Genomic DNA, 17864 nt, shown 5'->3' with positions numbered 1-17864 from the left:
AGATCCGCCGCCGCTTCTACAAGAAAGGCACCGACTTCGCCGAAGTCACCCCCGAGCACGTCGCCTGGGTGCAAGACGAACTCAACGACACACCCCGACAAGTCCTCGGCGGAGCAACCCCACGTGAAATACTCCAGCAAATATTCAAACGTGGCGCATTAACCGCTTGATCCCGCCCGCCAAATCGGCGCGGATTCACCATCTGGTCTTCACCATCTAGCCGGCGGGCCGGGCGAAACCCCCGGAGCCGGGTCAATCATTGGCCTTACGCTGCGGAGTGCTGTTTGAGAATCTGCCCGACTCGGCCGTAGCTGATGCCCAGAAGGTAGGCGATGTCACGGTAGTTGTAACCGCGTTCAGAGAGGTCTTTCGCGTGCTGGGCGATTTTCCCCAGTTGATCGTGTTCTTGCCGACGCAGCTCTGCGAGCTCGTCTCGTGCTGAAAGCGCCGCCTTTTCCGCTTCGCCACCGATGGCGAGTTCGATCTGGGCGGACTCTGCATCGTGGGTCAGCTCGGGAAAGAGTCCAAGGGCATCTTTGAATTCGTCTTCAATCTGATCAAGGCGACGCGCTTGGACAATGACACCAGGGTCTTGATCGAGTTGGCCTACCCACCAGCCGGAGTCACGTTGGACAGTCGCGGTAAAACAGTTCATCGTTACTTCAGTCCAATCTGCTTGTAAATCTTTTGGGCGGCGAGATCGGGAATTTCTCGATGCCTGGGAACAGTCGTGTAGCGGTCACCGACCCATATGCGTGTGTGGTTACCGCCTTCTTTGATAGTGAGTTCCTGCTCGGTTGTCTTTGCGTAGTGGGATATCGCTTTGAGGATGTCCTTGCGTTTTGTCACGATGCTAGTTTAGGGCGATTGACTTAATCAAGTGTAGTGGGCTAAACGAAAGGGGTTCGTGATGTACTGCCTGCCACTGACCACCTAAAAAACCGGCGAGTTCAGGTTTTCCCTGAGCTCGCCGGATCGCACACATTCCCCCTACTCGGAGCGGCGGGCGAACTCGCGCAGCGCCCACTCCACGGCGTCCAGAGGCAGCTCGGCGTCGTACGCATCCCGCGCCGCCGCCAACGCCTCCAGGTACTCGCCGTACTCGTCGGCGGTCCAGTCGGCGTCCTTGGCCAGCCCGGCCACACGCGCACGGTTGGAGCAGATGATCACCGGCTTCAGCTCGGCGCCGGAGCCGCCCTCCTGCTCGCCGGCCAGGAAGTACGCGATGGCGGAGGCGAACTTCGGGGGCAGGCCGGTTGCCGTCAAAGAACCGTAGGCGTCGATAGGCGAGGCGCCCTCGAGCCGCCGCACAGCCCCCAGCAGCTGAGACGCCTTGCCCTTGTTGCGCAAAAACGCCTGCAGCTGCATCACCTGGTTGGATTGGCCGGCCATGTAGGCGAAGCAGGCGCCCAGAAAGTCGATGATTTGGTCGCGCGCGTAGCCGGATTCGGCAACGTCTGCGGCGAACGCGAAGACTTCGGAGCGGGTGATGGAGGCGGTGGCGTCGTCGCGGAACGGCGGCACGCGGCGCAGGTGGTGTGGCCATCCCGTTTTCCAGCGGATGGGGGAGAAGGTCACGGAGTCGCCCAGCACGTCCTGCGCGGTGGGCTTGACGGTCTCGAGGGCTTGAGCAATCTGAGTCATGCGCCCCATAGTACGGCCCCTACACTTGCCCTCCATGACCGCAACCGTCCTGCTCCTCGACCCCCGCTGGCCCTCGCTGATCCCCCTCCACCTTGCGGGCCGGATCGCTGGCGACGTCACCTTCACCCCCGACGTCCCCGCAGGTATCCGCAGCGCGCTCGCCGCCCAAAAGGGCCCCGACAGGTGGCTCATCTCCACCGACGAGGACGCACCCGAAGTCGCCCGTTGGCTTGTCGACGGCGCTTCGCTCGAACGCGCCACCAGCCTCGACGACCCCGTCTACCAGGCCACCCGCACCATGCACGCCGCCCGCGCCCGCGGCGAGTGGGAGCAGGCCATGACACACGAAAGCCTCCTGCCGTTTTTACGGGAGGAGGCTGAAGAGGTCGCCCAAGCGATCGAGGACGATTTGCCTATGGACGCCCTCCGGTCCGAACTCGCCGACCTCCTCCTCCAAATCCTGTTCCACGCCGAGTTGGCGTCGGAACGCGGCGCCTTCGACTTCTCGGACGTGGCCGACGCGTTTGTGCAGAAGATGCGCAGGCGGGCGCCCTATCTTTTCGACGGCTCCACCGGCCCCGTGGACAAGGCCACCCAGGACCGGCTGTGGGAGGAGGGGAAGGCCCGGGAGAAGACCTAGCGGGAGTTAGCGCAGCGCGCCGATGTAGGTGCGGATGTCCGGCAGGTTGGCCTGGGAGGACATCTGGGAGCTCATCTCGAAGAACTTGTCCAGCGGGGTGGCCGGGTCCGGTTTGACGATGCCGCACTCCAGCGCACGGTCGCCGAGCGTGGCCACGGTGGACGCGGAGGCCAGCCGCAGGGTGGCGTCCTGGCCCACCACGGCATTGACGTTGCCGATGAGCTGGGAGCGGGTGGTGTCCGGGCCGACCATGCGGGTGGCGGTCAGACTCGCGCGCAGCACGTCGCAGTTCGCGGTGGCGACGTTGCCGTTGAGGAGTTTGATCAGCTCGAAGTTCTGGGCCTGGGCCGGGGCTGCGGTTCCGGCGAAAGCGGCAGCGGCCACGAGGCCAGCGGCGGCGAGGGAAGCGAGACGGCGCATTGGGGGAGTCCTTTCGGGGAAGAAACTGGTTCGCGAAGGATCATACATGTGAAAGAAGTGACAGGCGTGACAGAAGGGATTTAGGCGGCTGGGCCCCGTTCGGTCGGGCGCATATATGCGAACTGGCTCGCGTCGGTAAAAACCTGAAAACGCCCGCGCGAAACCCCAGCCCGGCGGCATCCGCGCCGTCCAATAGCCCCCCAAACTGCCGCCGAGTTCAGGTTTTCCGGCGAAACCTGAACTCAGCGCGTGCCCCACCGGAAGTATGTGCATCAACGTAGACATAAGCCCGGCGGCAATTCAGCTCTTGTGCTACGCGACCGAACGCGGGTATGTATCACCGGCGCGTTAGCCGATAGGAGGCACCCGCCCGGTACACTTTCCGCCCATGACTGCAGCCAGGCGAGTAGCGCGCGGGTGCGGCTGCGCGGGGCTCATCGGCGCGGCCGCGGCCGTCGTCTTGGCCGTCGCGCTCGTCGCCTGGCTCATCGCGGCCTTTTCCACCACCGACCAGCACGAGCCGCTCCAGCCGGTGCCCGTCACCATGCCGCCGCCGGCCGCGCAGGCACCCCCGGCGATCAACGTTCACGGGCCGGGGCGCACCTCCGACCAGCTCTTTGACTGGTCCCAGGACATCGGCAACGCCACCCACGTCTCCGGCCAGGCCATCCGGGCCTACGCCAACGCCGCCCTTATCGCCGCCGAGGCCTGGCCCGCCTGCCACCTGCAGTGGAACACCCTCGCCGGCATCGGCTGGGTGGAAACGCGCCACGGCACGTACACGGGGCGCTTTGACAACTCCCAGCTCAACCAGGACGGCTACCCGGAGCCCCGCATTATCGGCCCGCGACTGGACGGCGGCGGCTTTGCCAAAGTCGAGGACACCGACGGCGGCGCGTACGACAACGACACGGAGTTCGACCGCGCCGTAGGGCCCATGCAGTTCATCCCGGAATCCTGGGCCCGCTACGGCCGCGACGCCAACGGCGACGGCGTGGCAGACCCGCAGCAGATCGACGACGCCGCGCTTGGCGCCGCCAACCTACTGTGCAACTCCGGCGGCACCACGCGCGACCTTGCCACGGAGGAGGGCTGGAAGGAGGCCATCTTCGCCTATAACCACTCCAACGACTACGTCGCCCGCGTGCGCGACGCCGCGGCGAACTACGCCGTGAACCAACCGGCGCATCGCTGAAACCGCCGCCGCGCCCAGCTAGACTGGTTGGCGGAACTACGCACTCGACCCATGCAAGGAGTCACCATGGCCGACATCATGCACATCTTCGCCCGCGAGATCCTGGATTCCCGCGGCAACCCCACCGTTGAGGTTGAGGCGTTGCTCGCGGACGGCTCCCATGGCCGCGCGGGCGTGCCGTCCGGCGCGTCCACCGGCGAGCACGAGGCGCACGAGCTTCGCGACGGCGACGAGCGTTACTCCGGCAAGGGTGTGCTGAAGGCCGTGAACAACGTCAACGAGACCATCGCGGATGAGCTCGCGGGCTTGGAGGCGGATGACCAGAGGATCGTCGATACGCTCATGCTCGAGCTCGACGGCACCGACAACAAGAAGAACCTCGGCGCGAACGCGATTTTGGGTGTGTCCATGGCTGTGGCGAAGGCTGCGGCTGACTCGGCGGCGCTGCCGCTGTACCGCTACATCGGCGGCCCGAACGCGCACGTGCTGCCGGTGCCGATGATGAACATCCTCAACGGCGGCGCGCACGCGGACTCCGGCGTGGACGTGCAGGAGTTCATGATCGCCCCGGTCGGTGCAGAGACGTTCACCGAGGCGCTGCGCATGGGCACCGAGGTGTACCACGCGCTGAAGAGCGTGCTGAAGTCCAAGAACCTCTCCACCGGGTTGGGCGACGAGGGCGGGTTTGCCCCGTCCGTCGGCTCCACCAAGGAGGCCCTGGACCTTATTGTGGAGGCCATTGAGAAGGCCGGCTACACCGTGGGCGAGGACGTCGCCCTCGCACTAGACGTCGCCTCCTCCGAGTTCTTCGAGGATGGTGCCTACAACTTCGAAGGCGGCCGCCACAGCGCCGAGGAGATGATCAAGGTCTACGCGGACCTGGTGGAGCATTACCCGATCGTCTCTATCGAGGATCCGCTGGATGAGAACGACTGGGACGGCTACACCACGCTGACCGAGCAGCTGGGCGACAAGGTGCAGATCGTGGGCGACGACTTCTTCGTCACCAACCCGAAGCGCCTTGCCGAGGGCATTGAGAAGAAGGCCGCGAACGCGCTGCTGGTGAAGGTCAACCAGATCGGCACCCTCACCGAGACCTTCGACGCCGTGGAGCTGGCCCACCGCAACGGTTACCGCACGATGATGTCGCACCGCTCCGGCGAGACGGAGGACACCACCATCGCGGACCTGGCCGTGGCGCTGTCGTGCGGCCAGATCAAGACTGGTGCGCCGGCTCGCTCCGAGCGCGTGGCCAAGTACAACCGCCTCCTGCGCATTGAGGAGGAGCTCGGCCCGGCCGCCGAGTACGCGGGCCGTTCCGCGTTCCCGCGCTTCAAGTAAGCGTCTGCTTATAGACGAACCTCCGGTCCCCCGCGTAGCATGTCCGGAGTGACTTCAAGTACCCGAATCCGCATGCCCGGTGTGGGGCGCACCCGCAAGGTAGGTGCCATGTTTGAGGATCTCACTGTGGACTACCTCGCGGAGCGCACCGACCACGCGAGCTTTGACCGTGGGCAGAAGATCGACTCGAACCGTGTGGAGATCACGGAGAAGACCGACAACGTCGTACGTTCTACCGTGACTGCACCGCACGAGTACCACGTGGTGCTACGGCTGGAAGGCGCGGATTTGCAGGCGCAGTGTGATTGCGCCATCGAGCACGAGTGGTGCCGCCACGCGGTGGCGACTGCGCTCAAGCTCATTGCGGAGCGTGGCGAGGTATTTACCCCTAATGTCCAGGCGGCCGCCGCCGCGGAGGCGGTCTTCGACGACGAGATTGACACGTACGTGGACAGTCTGCGCCACGACCAGCTAGTGCAGTTGGTGCGCAACCTGCGCGTGGCGCAGCCGAATGTGGACCTCGCGCTTGAGGTGGGGGCGGCGGAGCACCGTGGGGGACCGGAGGCCGTCGGTAAGCGGTTGACGCAGCGCGTCGAGCGGTTGCGCCGCAAGAACCCCGGCTGGTCCGCGCGGCTGACCGCGGAGGTGGCGCAGGAATGGTTCGCGCTGCTGGACATCTGCTCTGCGTGCATCGACCGCGGCTGGGGTGCCGAAATGGTGCGCCCGCTGGAGTGCGCCACCGAGGGCATCGGACAGATGCTGCTGCGCACTGACGACGCCTACGGTTCCCTCGCCGACGCGTACCGCACCGCCACCATTCTCCACCTGGCCGCGTACCGCCAGGCAGCGCCGACACCGGGTGAGGTGGTGGAGTGGATCTCAAACCTCGTCTTCGACGAATCCGGCTTCGGCGAGCCGAACCTGGAGGATTACGCCGACTGGCTGGACATCCAGGCTATCGACGAGCTGGAGCGCCGCCTGGACAAGCAGGACTCCTACGGCCGCTTCGACGACGCCCTCGAGCACCTGCGCGAAGGCATCGCCCGCCTGCGCGGCGACGACCTCGCCCTCGAGCAGATGCTCACTGGCGACGAGCTGCTGGACTTCTTCGAGGAACGCGCCCGCGACGACGACGCACGCGACCTGCTCGAGGAGGCCGCCAAGGAGCGCGTGAGCAAGAAGCGCCTGGGCCTGGGCGGCACCGGAATTTCCATGGAGGCGCTGACCAGCCGCCTGGACCGCTATTTCGGCCCGGGCAGCCTGCTGAAGTTCCGCACCGCCTACGCCAAGTCCCACCCGGGCCGCGGCTTCCGCGAGCTGCTCGCCGAGGACGGCGCAACCCCCGACATGGCGCGGGAGGTCATCGACGCCGCCCCGAGCTGGGTTCGCGGCAACCTGCAGCTGCTCTACGCCGAGCACTTCGACGACTTCGACTTGGGCTACAAGGTGGCCACCGAGCACCCGCGCCCGGAGGAGCTGGACCCGGAGCTCATCTTCGACATGGGCACCGCCATCGGCGTCAACGTGGACCGCGCCCGCGGCACCGAGCTGATGTTCCGCCTGCCGGAGCACTTCGCCGCCGCCGGCGACCTGCCCTCCTACAAGCGCATGGAGGCGGAGCTGCGGGACATCCGCAAGTTCGTCGCCGACGACCAGGCCGCCCTCGAGCGCTTCGAGGAGCTCGTAGCCGACCTGTGCGAGCGTTATGCCGGCCGCGCCGCGATCCGCGAGATCCTTGAGCGGATCTAGCCTCTACACTGTCTGGACTATGACGAAGCGCTCGATCCGCACCCGCCGCCCCAGCACGGTCCCCGTTGCTAGCCGCGACCGGGAGAGGGCCGAGCGCGCCGCCCAGCGCCGGCAGCGCGGGCGAGCCATCGCCTTTCCCAAGCAGGACATGGCCAGCGTGGTGATCCTCATCGCCGTGCTCATCCTCGTGCTGCTGGCCATCGCGGCGCCGCTGCGCAACTTCTACGAGGGCCGCGCCGAGATCGCCCGCGCCAACGAGTCCATCGCTCGCCTGGAGGCGCAGAAGCTGGCGCTGGAGAGCGACATCGCCATGTACGACGACGAGGCCTTTCTCAAGCAAGAGGCCCGCCGCCGCCTGGGCGTGATGGAGGAGGGCGAAACCGCCTGGCGGATCATCGACCCCCGCATGACCGCCTCCGAGGCCATCACCACCGGCAAGGACGACATCCCCGACACCCGCACCTGGCCGGTAGTGATGTGGGACTCCCTGCGCGAGGTCCCGGGGGCGGAGCTTCCGCCTATCGACGACGCTCCGCCCGCCCCCGCTCCGGAGGGGCCTGCATCTCACCCTGACGCGCCCGAAGCGCCGGCGGTACCGGAGGCCCCGGCACCGGAAGCTCCCGCGCCAGCGCAGTAAGCAGCGTGTGGGACAATGGCCCGCATGCACACTCCTCCCACTGACGAACAACTCGCCATCGTTGCCGAGCAGCTCGGCCGCACTCCACGCGGCGTGCTCGCGATCGCGTACACCACCCCGGACAACCAGCCGGCGGTGGTGAAGACCGCGCCCAAGCTTGACGACGGCACCCCGTTTCCCACCCTCTACTACCTCACCGACCCCCGCCTCACCGCCGAGGCGTCCCGCCTCGAGGTTGCGCAGGTAATGAAGTGGATGGAAAACCGCCTTAACGCGGACAGTAACGAGGGCGACGACCTTCGCGCCGATTACCTCGCTGCCCACGAGCACTTCCTCGCCGAGCGCAATGCCATCGAGGACCTGGGCACCGACTTCTCCGGTGGCGGAATGCCGGAGCGCGTGAAGTGCCTCCACGTTCTCATCGCCTACGCGCTCGCCGAAGGCCCGGAGCGCGTCCGCTTCGGCACCGAGGCAGTCGCTCTCGCCGCCGAGCACGGTGACCTCCGTGGCACCGCCATTCCCGCCGACTGGCCCACGCTCGAAGATCTCGGCATCACGCTCGCGGAAGCAGGGGAGGGGCTGGCATGACGCGCGTCGCGGCCGTGGACTGCGGCACCAACTCCATCCGCCTTCTCGTCTCCGAGCGGAGCTCCGAGGGGATGCCCGCCGAGCTGACGCGGCAGAACACGATCATCAGGCTCGGGCAGGGCGTGGACGAGACGGGGCGGCTCAACCCCGAGGCGATCGAGCGCACCCGCAAGGCACTCGCGGGATACGTCGAGACGATGCAGCGCCTCGGCGTGGAGAAGGTGCGCATGGTGGCCACCTCCGCCACGCGCGACGCGGCGAACAGGGAGGACTTCTTCTCCATGACGGCCGAACTGCTGGGGCGCGTCCAGCCCGGGGCGCGCGCCGAGGTGATCAGCGGCGAGGAGGAGGCGGCGCTGTCGTTCGCGGGGGCGACGGCGGACATCGATCCCGACCGCGGGCCGTTCTGCGTGGTGGACTTGGGGGGAGGGTCGACGGAGTTTGTCGTCGGTAAGCAGGCTGTTTCCACGCAGATGGGCTGCGTACGCCTGACCGAGCGTTTCATGCGCTCGGACCCGCCGACGGCCGCAGAGACCCACGCCGCGCGCGCCTACGTGCGCGACACGCTGCGCGAGGTTGCCCCACTGGTCGCGTCGGCGCGCACGCTCGTCGGCTGCGCCGGCACCTTCACCACCCTCTCCGCGCTCACGCAGGGGCTGGATAGCTACGACCCCGCGAGGATCCACATGTCGGAGCTGCTTTTCGACGAGCTCACAGCCACCACCTCAGCCCTGCGCGCCCAAACCGCGGAGCAGCGCCGCGCGAACCCCGTCGTCCACCCGGGCCGCGCCGACGTGATCGCGGCCGGCTCTGTGATCGTGGAGGAGATCGTGGACCTCGCCCGCGAGAGCGCCGGGCTGGGCAGCGTGGTGATCAGCGAGAAGGACATTCTCGACGGGATCGTCGCCGGCCTGGCCTAGTCCTCGTCGGGCTCGAGAATCTGGTCCTGGCCCTTGCCGCGCTTTAGGTTCCTGACCTCGCGCATGCGCGGCTCCGGGTCGAGCTTGTTCGCAATCGCCTTGCGCCCCGAACGCACCACCTGCTGGGTGATGGGGGAGTTGGCCACGGCCCGGGTGGCATCGACAATCTGGTGGTAGCGCTTCCTGCCTGCCTTCGTGCCGAACACGTACCCGGCGGCGGCGCCGACAACGAACTGAATCATGCGCACCATCGTACCTAACGCGCGCTTATCCACGTCCCTCTGGCGGGGTTCATTGTGGGGCCAGCGGGGCTCGAACCCGCGACCAGCGGATTATGAGTCCGCGGCTCTAACCGACTGAGCTATAGCCCCTTAGTTGCAGCATTCGCATCATATCGTCCCTGCATTGGTTCGAAGAAATTGTTGCGGAATGTTGTGTGGTGGATAAGATGCGGATTTTGTTTGCGCAGGTAAGAGGGCGATTTGGTGATGGCGTGAGATGGTCGCTATAGTAAAGCACCGTTGCAAGGGATTGCGACAAAACATTCCTCCATAGCTCAGTTGGCAGAGCATTCGACTGTTAATCGAAGGGTCACTGGTTCGAGCCCAGTTGGAGGAGCAGCAAAAGCCCGGGAAGAAATTCCCGGGCTTTGGTTCGTTCTACGGTGGTCATCTGTATAGGGACGTAACCATTAGAAAGTCTTGATCCTCGCTTCCTGCATTCAGTAAAGCCCCCGCCTAGGGGTATATGCAGTGGCCCACGGAGATGCTTTTCGGCCTGTCGTAACCCGTGACGGTCGTTTTAAGGTCCAAATCGCAGCGCACACTGCGTTCTAGTAGCGAGTCCGTCGAGAGCCGGAAACGAGATTTCGCGAGGACCTACAATGAGCCGTGGCATAGTTCGCTGCCCCGAATGTCTTCGACGGTTCCGGGGCCCGCATTTACATGACGCCGCTTGAGGCGGCGAGTGCGAAATCGGTAATGGCCCTGTGTACCACCTCAGTTCCCCGCGCTTATAGTTTGGTTGCTGTAGACATATGTTCCGTAGCCGTACCCTGCAGCATCCCCCTGGGTCATCCGGGTTACAACAATTCCTCGAACGTTAACCCCCGCCTGGTCTAGAGCAGAAATGGCGCCCGTCAGCTCGGATTTTTTCGTCATACCTGCGGCCACCACCATTAGAGCACCTTCCGTATGGTGCCCGATCACTGCAGCGTCGGTGACGGCAAGTATGGGAGGAGCATCAAAGATGACGTAGTCGAAAGTTTCCCTCAAAGTGGAGACTAGTCTTTTCATTTCATTCGAGCCGAGGAGCTCGCTCGGGTTCGGTGGAATCTTTCCTGCTGATAGAAAGTAAAGCGTAGAACGCCCCCATCTCTCTAGAACGTCTTCGAGGTCCGCCCGTCCGACCAGAAGGTCGGAGAGGCCGGAGCTGCTTTCAACCCCGAGATACTCGTGCACCTTTGGGAGCCTCAAATCGGCTTCGATTAAAACGACACGGGCACCAGCTTCCGCCAGGGACAACGCCATGTTCACCGAAGTAACGGATTTTCCCTCTCCTGGGTTTGCAGAACTAACTACGTAACACCCTGTCTCGTTATCCGTGTTTAAGAATCGTAGATTAGTTCGCAGGGCGCGGAACGACTCCGCTCGCGGGCTTGCTGGGTTAGCGTGTACGGTTAGTGGGTTTTCTTCCACCGTGGGATCATCTAAGATGCCCCCCAGCAGTGGCACCACCGTGGATTCCTGAACATCGGCGAGTGATCGAATTCGACCATCGAACGTAAATCGGAGTAAAGCAAGGCCAATACCGCTTAGTAAACCGATAACCAATCCGCTGAGGATGTCTAGTACGGGCTTGGGGTTTTCAGGTGTTGAGGGCGCAGAAGCTACGTCAGTTGTCGTCAAATGCACTAGTCGCTGGCCGTTCGGGCCCTTGCTCTCGAGCTTTTCAGAGACTAGGCCTTTGAGAATGTCTGCCACGGAGTTCGCGATTTCCGCCGCGCGAGCTGGATCGGTGTCTTCGACAGAAAGATCGATCGAAGAACTTCCTTGAGGACAATAGACGTGCAATCGCTCCGCTAGTTCTGCTGAATCGACATCGAGATCCAACTGGTCGACCACCGGATCCAGAACGATTCCAGTGGAAACCATCTCCACGTAGCTATTGGCGATTTGGGAGGAATACGTTGCTCCCTGGGCCAGTTCGTTAGTGCTTGCGCCTCCAGAAGACGCAGTGACGTAAAGTTGAGTCTTCGCTACGTACGTGGCGGGGGTGAAAAAAGCCAATCCGGCTGCTGAAAGCCCTCCTAATAGGGTTAATGTCAAAATCAGCGTCAGGTTAATCGTGGCAATCCTTGACACCCGTCGAAAATGCATATTTATCTATCCCGTTACTGGATCTGAGCGGGCTGGCGGGCCTCGCTAGCATGCGCTGGAAATGCTGGAAATTACTACAACGTCAGTTTACGTCCGCTTGTCTGATCATCTGGTTTTGTGGTCTGTGCTTCAGAGAGATAGTCGGCGGGGACGTGTTCTTGGTTGTAGATTTCGAAGTTTCCTGGCCACCTCGCCAGGTCTCGCCTGGGTTCGCACAGCAAATCCCGATTATCAGAAGGATTGCCAAAGGCTTGAAGTTGTAAAATCCCGAGAAAAACATGCCTGCTGTTAGATAAGTGGCGATGAGATAGCACCATGAGGTTCCCCACGTAAACCAGATAAACCTCACGAAGACTACAGCCACAGCGAGCGCAACTATAAGGCCTGAGCATACAAGGGTTTCTAGAAAAAAATTATGAGGGGGCATTGTGGGGTAATTCGCGTAGCCTCGTCCGAACAGGAAATAGCGAGGGTACTGGGTCCAAAGTTCGTAGCCAGCTGTATACGTTTCAAAACGCCCGTTTGCAGACCAAAGGCTTGCCGATTTGAAGCGCGAGGAATCCGTGACCTTATTGAAAAGCCAAATAACGAAAGCAGATGCTGGAATCAAGAGCAAAACATTGCCGACGCGGTTCACCCCGCGGGGCGGGAACAGCAAGATAATGGCAAGTCCGATGGCACCTGCTACAAAGCCGGTACGTGAGGAGTTGATTACGATAGAAATTCCGCTGAGTACAGGTAGGGTTACCGCCGCAAGTTTTCTTCCCGTACGCCACAGAACCGGTCCCAGGGGTAGGCCGATCGAAAGCAGCGCTGAGAGTGCGCTGTACGCCGGAATCAAGAGGTCGTAGGAAACTCGATTTTGGAAGAAAGCAATGTGGCCGAGCGACAGCCCGAACCGGGTTGCCAGAAGCCATTGAACGACTACAGCCGTTCCCGATGCCGCAATGGCGCCAGCGACGGCGAAGAGCAGGTGGTCCTGCTCGCCTCGCGTCACCAGCGACTCACGGTGTTTCCGCGCGATCAAGGCGACGCTAGGCGGAAGAATGAGGAGAGCAATTTGCGTGGAATAGTAAACTTCGCGAACGCCACCATTGCTTTGGAGTGTCGTCACGACTGTGCCCAGAACAAATACAACCAAAAGGTAAAGATCAAGAGCTCCGAAATCGAACCTGCGACGGGCTAGCTGAACCGCTACCACTACAAGAAAAAGCGAAGTCCACGAACCCATAACTGGAAGGCCAGGAAGTACAGGAGCCATAAAGAGCGGCATGCTTATCGCCAGCAGTTTCAAATTCCGGTAAAGGGGGGAACCATCAGCACGGAGATGGATCATGGCTGTAATGGCACAGAAAACGCTGAAGCCAGCGTAGGGGTTAAAGAGGTAGGCTATCGTCGCGGTCAACGCGTAGAAAAATGCTGACATAGTTACTACCTTTCCCTCTGCCCGTCGAGACTCGGTCGCACGGGGCTCGTTCGGGCAGTCAGTGTAATCCTACAGTGTGACGGGATCCCCTCCGGTCATAATCTGACAATGGAGTAAGTTTCGTCGCCCACTGCGAAGTGTGGCCACCAAACTGCGGTTTTCGAGGTACAGGCGGTCGGCTGCTTGGAAAGTCGGGGGCTAGGGAGTGGTGCAACGGGCACCCCGTCCGGCCTGAAAAATCAGTATACTTCGGTATACAGGTTACAGATTTCCTTTTCCAAGTTGGTTCCGGTTCAGCACTGTCGGTGAACTTTGTTGAGTTGATCTCGTGCTGGATCTGTATCTCATCACTAGGTGGGCGCGATGGACCTAGAAGCATCCGAGCCCGGCCATAGTGTGGGTTGCCCCGTCGAAGCAGGTGTCGTGCCTTTGAACCGGCGTAGATTCAAACGAATCTAATTGGCCGGTAACTCACCGACCTCACTGAACGGCAGTTCTTCTTCGTGACCGGGGAAGCGCCGCATGAGACCTCGGCAGATCGCCGGGAATTGGCGAAATGGGCACTTTTAATTCCACCTTGGAGCCCTTAAACCGAGCGTATGAGTTCCGTGGGAGCTGTTGAAAGAACCTGTCGAGACCTTCTCGGCCCAAATGAGACGTAGACTACCCGAATTTTGGTGCGCAAACAGGGCCGAACTAATGGCACAATACACCGATGGATATCCTGAGTCAGTTGACTTCGGTCGGTGACGGTGCGGCGGAAGGGTCGCCTATCTGTGCCTAAGCTGGGCAACTGTAGCTAGTGAAATTGAGAGGGTGCTCCATGGGGCTTAGAGAATATTTGGAAGTGCTTGCGAAACGGTGGCCTATCATCGTGATTGCTGCGGTCTTGGGATGTGGCGCGGGTTTCGGTGCGTCTATGGCGACTACGCCCCTCTACCAGTCCAAGACGCAGCTCTATGTTTCGGTGCGCAGTGCGCAGGGGACGACGGGTGAGTTGGCGCAGGGAGCTACTTACTCGCGCCAAATAGTTAACAGCTACGTGGATGTGGTGCCTACGGGTATCGTTCTGCAACCGGTAATCGATTCACTCGGGTTGGATGACTCTGTCCAAAGCCTCTCAAGTAAGCTCACCGTCTCGTCACCGAGCGAAACAGCTTTGATCGACATTGTGGCTCGCGACAGCTCACCAGAAGATGCCGCCCGTATCGCGGAAGCGGTAGGCGAGTCCTTCAAACGGGTTGTGCAGGAAGAACTCGAACCAAATGCCGTCGATGGACAAAGCCGGGTGAATCTCACCACCACCCAGGCTGCAAAGATCCCTTCGGCGCCTTTTAAGCCAAACACCGTAGAAAACACCCTCGTCGGGCTGCTCTTGGGCCTTGTCCTCGGTGTCGGTGCGATTGCTCTACGCGAGTCTCTAGATACCAGAATCCGCACCGTCCAGGAGGCGGAAGATGTGACGGGACTCCCCATAATGGGCGGCATCATCGATGACCCTAACGCAAACAAAAATCCGTTGACGATGCAAACGAAACCGCGCAGCCCTCGGGCAGAGTCGTACAGGTCTCTGAGGACGAATCTGCAGTTTCTAGACTTCGACGGGAGCACTTCGACCTTCGTCGTTACCTCTGCTAACCCAGCCGAAGGAAAGTCCACCACCTCGCTCAATTTGGCCCTCGCGATAGCGGAGACGGGATCTAAAGTTGCGCTTATCGAGGGGGATCTTCGCTTGCCAACGCTGCACAAGCACCTCAATGTCGAAGGCGGCGCGGGTCTGACAGATTATCTGGTGGGACGGGCCGATCTAGAGGATGTGCTCGAGCAGTGGGGAAGAACCAACATGTTCTTCCTGCCAGCAGGCCGCATTCCCCCGAACCCGAGTGAGCTCTTGGGATCGGTTCAAATGCGCGAGCTCCTGGGAACCCTCCGCCAGGAGTTCGATACGATCATCATCGACGCGCCGCCAATTCTCTCGGTCACGGATGCAGCGGTAGTCGGCCGCGGTGAGGCCCACCATCTACTCGTTATAGCGGCAGGATCTACCAGGAAACCGGAGGCGACGGCCGCGATTGATGCGCTGACACAGGCCAAGGCGCGGATAGCGGGCCTTGTCGTCACGATGCTTCCCCAGAAGGCGTTGAGCCGGTACGGTTACGGAAACTACGGGCCCACCACTTCGAAGGACGACAGCGAATGACGAAGCAATTCAAGATCTTGACGGTATGCACCGGGAATGTCTGTCGTTCTCCTCAAGCTGAAATCCTGCTAAAGGATGCTCTCCCCGCTGAAGAAATCTATGTCGCCTCAGCCGGCACCCAGGCCCTGGTGGGATCCCACATGCCAGCGATGGCGCAAGAAGCCATAGGAAAGGCCAATTCGGATCAGCACGTGGGCCGGCAGCTTACCCCAGAAATGATCGAAAGATCAGATCTCATTCTGGGTATGGCAAGAGAACACCGCAGGGCTGTTGTTGAGCTTTGCCCTAGGGCCAGAAAACGGACTTTCACTCTGCGGGAGCTCGCCATGCTGGTTGAAGTAACTCCCGACCGATACGTCGCTGAGGCCCTTAACGCCTCTCCAGATGCCCGAGAGAAGATGATTTCTGCTATCGAAGCGGTGAGGTTGAGTAAGAATTTACTGACGACATCATTGGCTGACGAAGATCTGGACATCATCGACCCATACGGAGCCACCCGTGACGTTTACAACACGTCATACCACCAGGTGGCAAAGGCGACGGCGGCCGTCGCCTCCTTATTACAGCGCGCTGCTGAGTAGAGCATCAGTCCTAGGGGAGAAACAGGTTGGCCTGTTTCTCCCCTAGGACTGTCGAGCTTGAGGTCGGTTGAACGTATGGGGCAAAAGCTGGACATTTGCTGTTAGTCGCTCGCATAATTCATGTATGGGGTATAGTTTTTTCGTTATTAGATGATTTCTAGCGAAGGTGTCATGGTCGCGTATGCGAAACGAATGGATTGGGAAAACGCCGCTATTGCTCCGGAGTCCGTACCTCGGGTTCGGGAAACGACTAGTAGATATCGGTGTTTCCGTACTTGTTCTACTCGTCACGGCACCTTTGCTGCTAATCATTGCGCTCGCTATCAAACTGGATTCACCCGGTCCGGTCCTGTTTCGCCAGAATCGAACAGGTAAAGACGGAGAAACGTTCAAAATCTGCAAATTTCGCAGCATGGGGCGTAACAACAACGTTTACGATGTGTCTACTGCGGATCAGGTGACCCGCGTTGGCGCCTGGCTGCGGCGTACTTCTCTCGATGAGTTGCCCCAGCTTCTCAACGTGCTTCGGGGGGACATGTCACTTATCGGCCCTAGGCCCTGGATACCCGACTATCACGCCGTAATGAACTCAAATCAGCGACGTCGCTTCGATGTCCGCCCGGGAATAACCGGTCTTGCTCAGGCGCAGGGTCGAAACGCAATTTCGATTTTTCAAAAGATCGAGTGGGATTTGCGCTACGTGGAGTCGGTTTCTTTGAGAACCGACTTAAACATCATCGTGAGGACGCTCCGAATGATCGGGGACGATTCCATCCTTGACATTGGGAAAGAGGGGATTAACGCCGAAATCCACCAGCTATCGAAGCAGAACGGCATTGGAAGTGTGCCCTCGTTTGACGATGACTTGGGCGCAGCAAACGATGTGGGGGCAGTGTAGATGAAAGTAGTAATCGCGGTGACAACCGACCACGCCGTGCAATACCATGCGGATCTCGCGAGGTACATGTCTGATAATGGCTGGGACGTAACCTTCATTTCCAGCGGTGGAGATTCTCTTGATTCCCTCGGTGAGGACGTTGCGGTGGAACACATCCCTATGGAACGCAATCCATCGCCGTTAAAGGACCTCGGGAGCTTGTTCAAGTGGATACGCGTTCTCTACAGAATCAGGCCGGATATCGTCATATCAGGTACGCCCAAGGCCGGCCTGTTGGGTATGATGTCATCGCGTCTTCTTCGTGTACCGAACCGGATCTATTGGCTGCACGGCCTGCGCCTAGAAACCGCCTCAGGAAAAATGCGCACGCTGCTTGAATTGATCGAGCGATTCGTGATCGCGTCTGCAACGACGACAGTTGCGGTGAGCCCCTCTCTCCGAAACTTAGTACTTTCGATGGGCTTGGCAAAAGAATCGGACATATCCGTTATCGGAAGTGGCAGTACGCAGGGAGTGGACACGCTGCGCTTTGCTCCCACCAACGATGACGCGGAACGAGCCGCTGAAAAAGCACGGTGGGGATTGGATCCCAACCTGTTGACCATCGGTTTCGTCGGGCGGTTGACCAAGGATAAGGGAATAGAGGAGCTGTGTGAAGCCAGCGTTTCGCTACTCGAAAAAGCTAGCAACTTCCAAGTGTTCCTCGTGGGGCCGCTGGAAGACGCAGCCGGTGAACGCGTTATCGCCGAGATGGAGGCTCGCGGTGTCCCGTTCGTCGCGCCAGGAAAGATTGACGATACCTCGGCGGCGTTCAAGGCGATGGACATCTTTTGCTTGCCTTCTTATCGTGAAGGGCTACCGAACGTGGTTCTCGAGGCATTTGCTTCTGGACTTCCCGTTGTTGCTACTTCGGTGACTGGGAATACCGATCTCATTGATCCGGGGGAGAATGGTCTGCTCGTGGAGGCGAGAGATTCAGAAGCGCTGCGAGGAGCGCTTGACGCGGTCATACGCGATCCGAATCTGAGGACGGAGCTTGGGTCTCGAGCGCTTGTGACCGCTCGCTCCGAATTTGATGTCCAACACGTCATTTCCGAGCAATTGCGATTCCTTAAAGCCGTCAGTAGCCGAGCAAATGAGTCGACGCACTGAGGCAAATAAGCATGGACACGTAACTCAAGTTCGCATCACCTGCCGGTAGCTTCTGAGGGCATAATCGTGGGTGATGTCTCCCTGTTTCGCGCAGG

18 protein-coding genes, 2 tRNA genes and 1 pseudogene are annotated in these 17864 nt (G+C 60.9%); 13 read left to right on the top strand and 8 right to left on the bottom strand.

Annotated elements, in window-relative coordinates; genetic code table 11:
* Positions 1 to 170, top strand: a pseudogene (locus tag HMA55_RS11090) (IS30 family transposase); the annotation flags it as partial.
* A 95-nt stretch (positions 171 to 265) separates the two neighbouring features.
* Here HMA55_RS11090 and HMA55_RS11085 read toward each other — a convergent pair.
* The 3 genes from HMA55_RS11085 to HMA55_RS11075 form a co-directional block, all read right to left on the bottom strand.
* A complete protein-coding gene (locus HMA55_RS11085; protein ID WP_181193100.1) occupies positions 266 to 655 on the bottom strand; it encodes a hypothetical protein in 390 nt (129 codons plus the stop codon).
* Between the two features lie 2 nt (positions 656 to 657).
* Entirely contained in the window at positions 658 to 849 is a 192-nt protein-coding gene (locus HMA55_RS11080; RefSeq protein ID WP_181193099.1) for a toxin HicA, read from the bottom strand.
* 141 nt (positions 850 to 990) lie between these two features.
* Complete coding sequence (locus tag HMA55_RS11075) at positions 991 to 1644, bottom strand: 8-oxoguanine DNA glycosylase OGG fold protein (RefSeq protein WP_181193098.1); 654 nt, start codon at positions 1642 to 1644, stop codon at positions 991 to 993.
* 34 nt (positions 1645 to 1678) lie between these two features.
* On the opposite strand from HMA55_RS11075, the gene HMA55_RS11070 reads away from it, so the two are divergent.
* The gene (locus tag HMA55_RS11070) at positions 1679 to 2284 is read left to right on the top strand and encodes a MazG nucleotide pyrophosphohydrolase domain-containing protein (protein WP_181193097.1); all 606 of its coding nucleotides are present in this window, start codon (positions 1679 to 1681) and stop codon (positions 2282 to 2284) included.
* Between the two features lie 6 nt (positions 2285 to 2290).
* Here HMA55_RS11070 and HMA55_RS11065 read toward each other — a convergent pair whose 3' ends face one another.
* On the bottom strand, positions 2291 to 2704 hold the full coding sequence (locus HMA55_RS11065; protein WP_181193096.1) for a hypothetical protein: 414 nt from the start codon (positions 2702 to 2704) through the stop codon (positions 2291 to 2293).
* Positions 2705 to 3092: 388 nt separating this feature from the next.
* Here HMA55_RS11065 and HMA55_RS11060 point away from each other — a divergent pair, with 388 nt between their 5' ends.
* The 6 genes from HMA55_RS11060 (at position 3093) to HMA55_RS11035 (ending at position 9134) form a co-directional block, all read left to right on the top strand.
* Positions 3093 to 3899, top strand: a complete 807-nt coding sequence (locus HMA55_RS11060) for a lytic transglycosylase domain-containing protein (protein WP_181193095.1) — start codon at positions 3093 to 3095, stop codon at positions 3897 to 3899.
* Positions 3900 to 3965: 66 nt separating this feature from the next.
* Entirely contained in the window at positions 3966 to 5240 is a 1275-nt protein-coding gene (gene eno / locus HMA55_RS11055) for a phosphopyruvate hydratase (RefSeq protein ID WP_181193094.1), read from the top strand.
* 48 nt (positions 5241 to 5288) lie between these two features.
* Positions 5289 to 6989, top strand: a complete 1701-nt coding sequence (locus tag HMA55_RS11050) for an SWIM zinc finger family protein (RefSeq protein ID WP_181193093.1) — start codon at positions 5289 to 5291, stop codon at positions 6987 to 6989.
* 19 nt (positions 6990 to 7008) lie between these two features.
* Positions 7009 to 7626, top strand: a complete 618-nt coding sequence (locus HMA55_RS11045; RefSeq protein ID WP_219910550.1) for a septum formation initiator family protein — start codon at positions 7009 to 7011, stop codon at positions 7624 to 7626.
* A 24-nt stretch (positions 7627 to 7650) separates the two neighbouring features.
* Positions 7651 to 8214, top strand: coding sequence for a DUF501 domain-containing protein (locus HMA55_RS11040; protein WP_181193092.1), 564 nt, complete (start codon positions 7651 to 7653; stop codon positions 8212 to 8214).
* The gene (locus HMA55_RS11035) at positions 8211 to 9134 is read left to right on the top strand and encodes a Ppx/GppA phosphatase family protein (RefSeq protein ID WP_181193091.1); all 924 of its coding nucleotides are present in this window, start codon (positions 8211 to 8213) and stop codon (positions 9132 to 9134) included. The genes HMA55_RS11040 and HMA55_RS11035 overlap by 4 nt, the downstream gene beginning before the upstream one ends.
* On the opposite strand, the gene HMA55_RS11030 is transcribed toward HMA55_RS11035, so the two are convergent.
* Both HMA55_RS11030 and HMA55_RS11025 read right to left on the bottom strand, forming a co-directional pair.
* Positions 9131 to 9376, bottom strand: coding sequence for a hypothetical protein (locus tag HMA55_RS11030; RefSeq protein ID WP_181193090.1), 246 nt, complete (start codon positions 9374 to 9376; stop codon positions 9131 to 9133). The two genes, HMA55_RS11035 and HMA55_RS11030, sit on opposite strands and share 4 nt — an antisense overlap.
* 55 nt (positions 9377 to 9431) lie before the next feature.
* A tRNA-Ile gene (locus HMA55_RS11025) sits at positions 9432 to 9505 on the bottom strand.
* Positions 9506 to 9679: 174 nt separating this feature from the next.
* Here HMA55_RS11025 and HMA55_RS11020 point away from each other — a divergent pair.
* Positions 9680 to 9752: transfer RNA gene (locus HMA55_RS11020), tRNA-Asn, on the top strand.
* Between the two features lie 380 nt (positions 9753 to 10132).
* On the opposite strand, the gene HMA55_RS11015 is transcribed toward HMA55_RS11020, so the two are convergent.
* Together HMA55_RS11015 and HMA55_RS11010 are read right to left on the bottom strand one after the other, a co-directional pair.
* Positions 10133 to 11497 (bottom strand): polysaccharide biosynthesis tyrosine autokinase, encoded by a 1365-nt coding sequence (locus HMA55_RS11015; RefSeq protein ID WP_328700162.1) that lies wholly within the window; start codon positions 11495 to 11497, stop codon positions 10133 to 10135.
* Between the two features lie 97 nt (positions 11498 to 11594).
* Positions 11595 to 12938 (bottom strand): O-antigen ligase family protein, encoded by a 1344-nt coding sequence (locus HMA55_RS11010; RefSeq protein WP_181193088.1) that lies wholly within the window; start codon positions 12936 to 12938, stop codon positions 11595 to 11597.
* A gap of 823 nt (positions 12939 to 13761) precedes the next feature.
* Here HMA55_RS11010 and HMA55_RS11005 point away from each other — a divergent pair.
* From HMA55_RS11005 to HMA55_RS10990, 4 genes are all read left to right on the top strand, one after another.
* Positions 13762 to 15138, top strand: coding sequence for a polysaccharide biosynthesis tyrosine autokinase (locus HMA55_RS11005; RefSeq protein WP_181193087.1), 1377 nt, complete (start codon positions 13762 to 13764; stop codon positions 15136 to 15138).
* Complete coding sequence (locus tag HMA55_RS11000; protein ID WP_181193086.1) at positions 15135 to 15719, top strand: arsenate reductase/protein-tyrosine-phosphatase family protein; 585 nt, start codon at positions 15135 to 15137, stop codon at positions 15717 to 15719. The genes HMA55_RS11005 and HMA55_RS11000 overlap by 4 nt, the downstream gene beginning before the upstream one ends.
* A 181-nt stretch (positions 15720 to 15900) precedes the next feature.
* Entirely contained in the window at positions 15901 to 16617 is a 717-nt protein-coding gene (locus HMA55_RS10995) for a sugar transferase (RefSeq protein WP_181193085.1), read from the top strand.
* Positions 16618 to 17769 carry a glycosyltransferase family 4 protein gene (locus tag HMA55_RS10990; RefSeq protein WP_181193084.1) on the top strand — a complete coding sequence of 384 codons (1152 nt, stop codon included), beginning with the start codon at positions 16618 to 16620 and terminating at the stop codon, positions 17767 to 17769. It begins immediately after the preceding gene.
* Positions 17770 to 17864 lie beyond the last annotated feature (95 nt).

It is taken from the genome of Corynebacterium wankanglinii, assembly GCF_013601005.1.
Taxonomy (GTDB): Bacteria; Actinomycetota; Actinomycetes; order Mycobacteriales; family Mycobacteriaceae; genus Corynebacterium; species Corynebacterium wankanglinii.
Note: the sequence above shows the minus strand (reverse complement) of the source record. Positions and strands in the feature narration are given on the sequence as shown.

Coding starts and splice junctions, on each gene's coding strand:
- HMA55_RS11085 (WP_181193100.1), bottom strand. CDS start 655: ATGAACTGTTTTACCGCGACTGTCCAACGTGACTCCGGCTGGTGGGTA.
- HMA55_RS11075 (WP_181193098.1), bottom strand. CDS start 1,644: ATGACTCAGATTGCTCAAGCCCTCGAGACCGTCAAGCCCACCGCGCAG.
- HMA55_RS11070 (WP_181193097.1), top strand. CDS start 1,679: ATGACCGCAACCGTCCTGCTCCTCGACCCCCGCTGGCCCTCGCTGATC.
- HMA55_RS11065 (WP_181193096.1), bottom strand. CDS start 2,704: ATGCGCCGTCTCGCTTCCCTCGCCGCCGCTGGCCTCGTGGCCGCTGCC.
- HMA55_RS11060 (WP_181193095.1), top strand. CDS start 3,093: ATGACTGCAGCCAGGCGAGTAGCGCGCGGGTGCGGCTGCGCGGGGCTC.
- eno (WP_181193094.1), top strand. CDS start 3,966: ATGGCCGACATCATGCACATCTTCGCCCGCGAGATCCTGGATTCCCGC.
- HMA55_RS11045 (WP_219910550.1), top strand. CDS start 7,009: ATGACGAAGCGCTCGATCCGCACCCGCCGCCCCAGCACGGTCCCCGTT.
- HMA55_RS11040 (WP_181193092.1), top strand. CDS start 7,651: ATGCACACTCCTCCCACTGACGAACAACTCGCCATCGTTGCCGAGCAG.
- HMA55_RS11035 (WP_181193091.1), top strand. CDS start 8,211: ATGACGCGCGTCGCGGCCGTGGACTGCGGCACCAACTCCATCCGCCTT.
- HMA55_RS11030 (WP_181193090.1), bottom strand. CDS start 9,376: ATGATTCAGTTCGTTGTCGGCGCCGCCGCCGGGTACGTGTTCGGCACG.
- HMA55_RS11010 (WP_181193088.1), bottom strand. CDS start 12,938: ATGTCAGCATTTTTCTACGCGTTGACCGCGACGATAGCCTACCTCTTT.
- HMA55_RS11005 (WP_181193087.1), top strand. CDS start 13,762: ATGGGGCTTAGAGAATATTTGGAAGTGCTTGCGAAACGGTGGCCTATC.
- HMA55_RS11000 (WP_181193086.1), top strand. CDS start 15,135: ATGACGAAGCAATTCAAGATCTTGACGGTATGCACCGGGAATGTCTGT.
- HMA55_RS10995 (WP_181193085.1), top strand. CDS start 15,901: ATGCGAAACGAATGGATTGGGAAAACGCCGCTATTGCTCCGGAGTCCG.
- HMA55_RS10990 (WP_181193084.1), top strand. CDS start 16,618: ATGAAAGTAGTAATCGCGGTGACAACCGACCACGCCGTGCAATACCAT.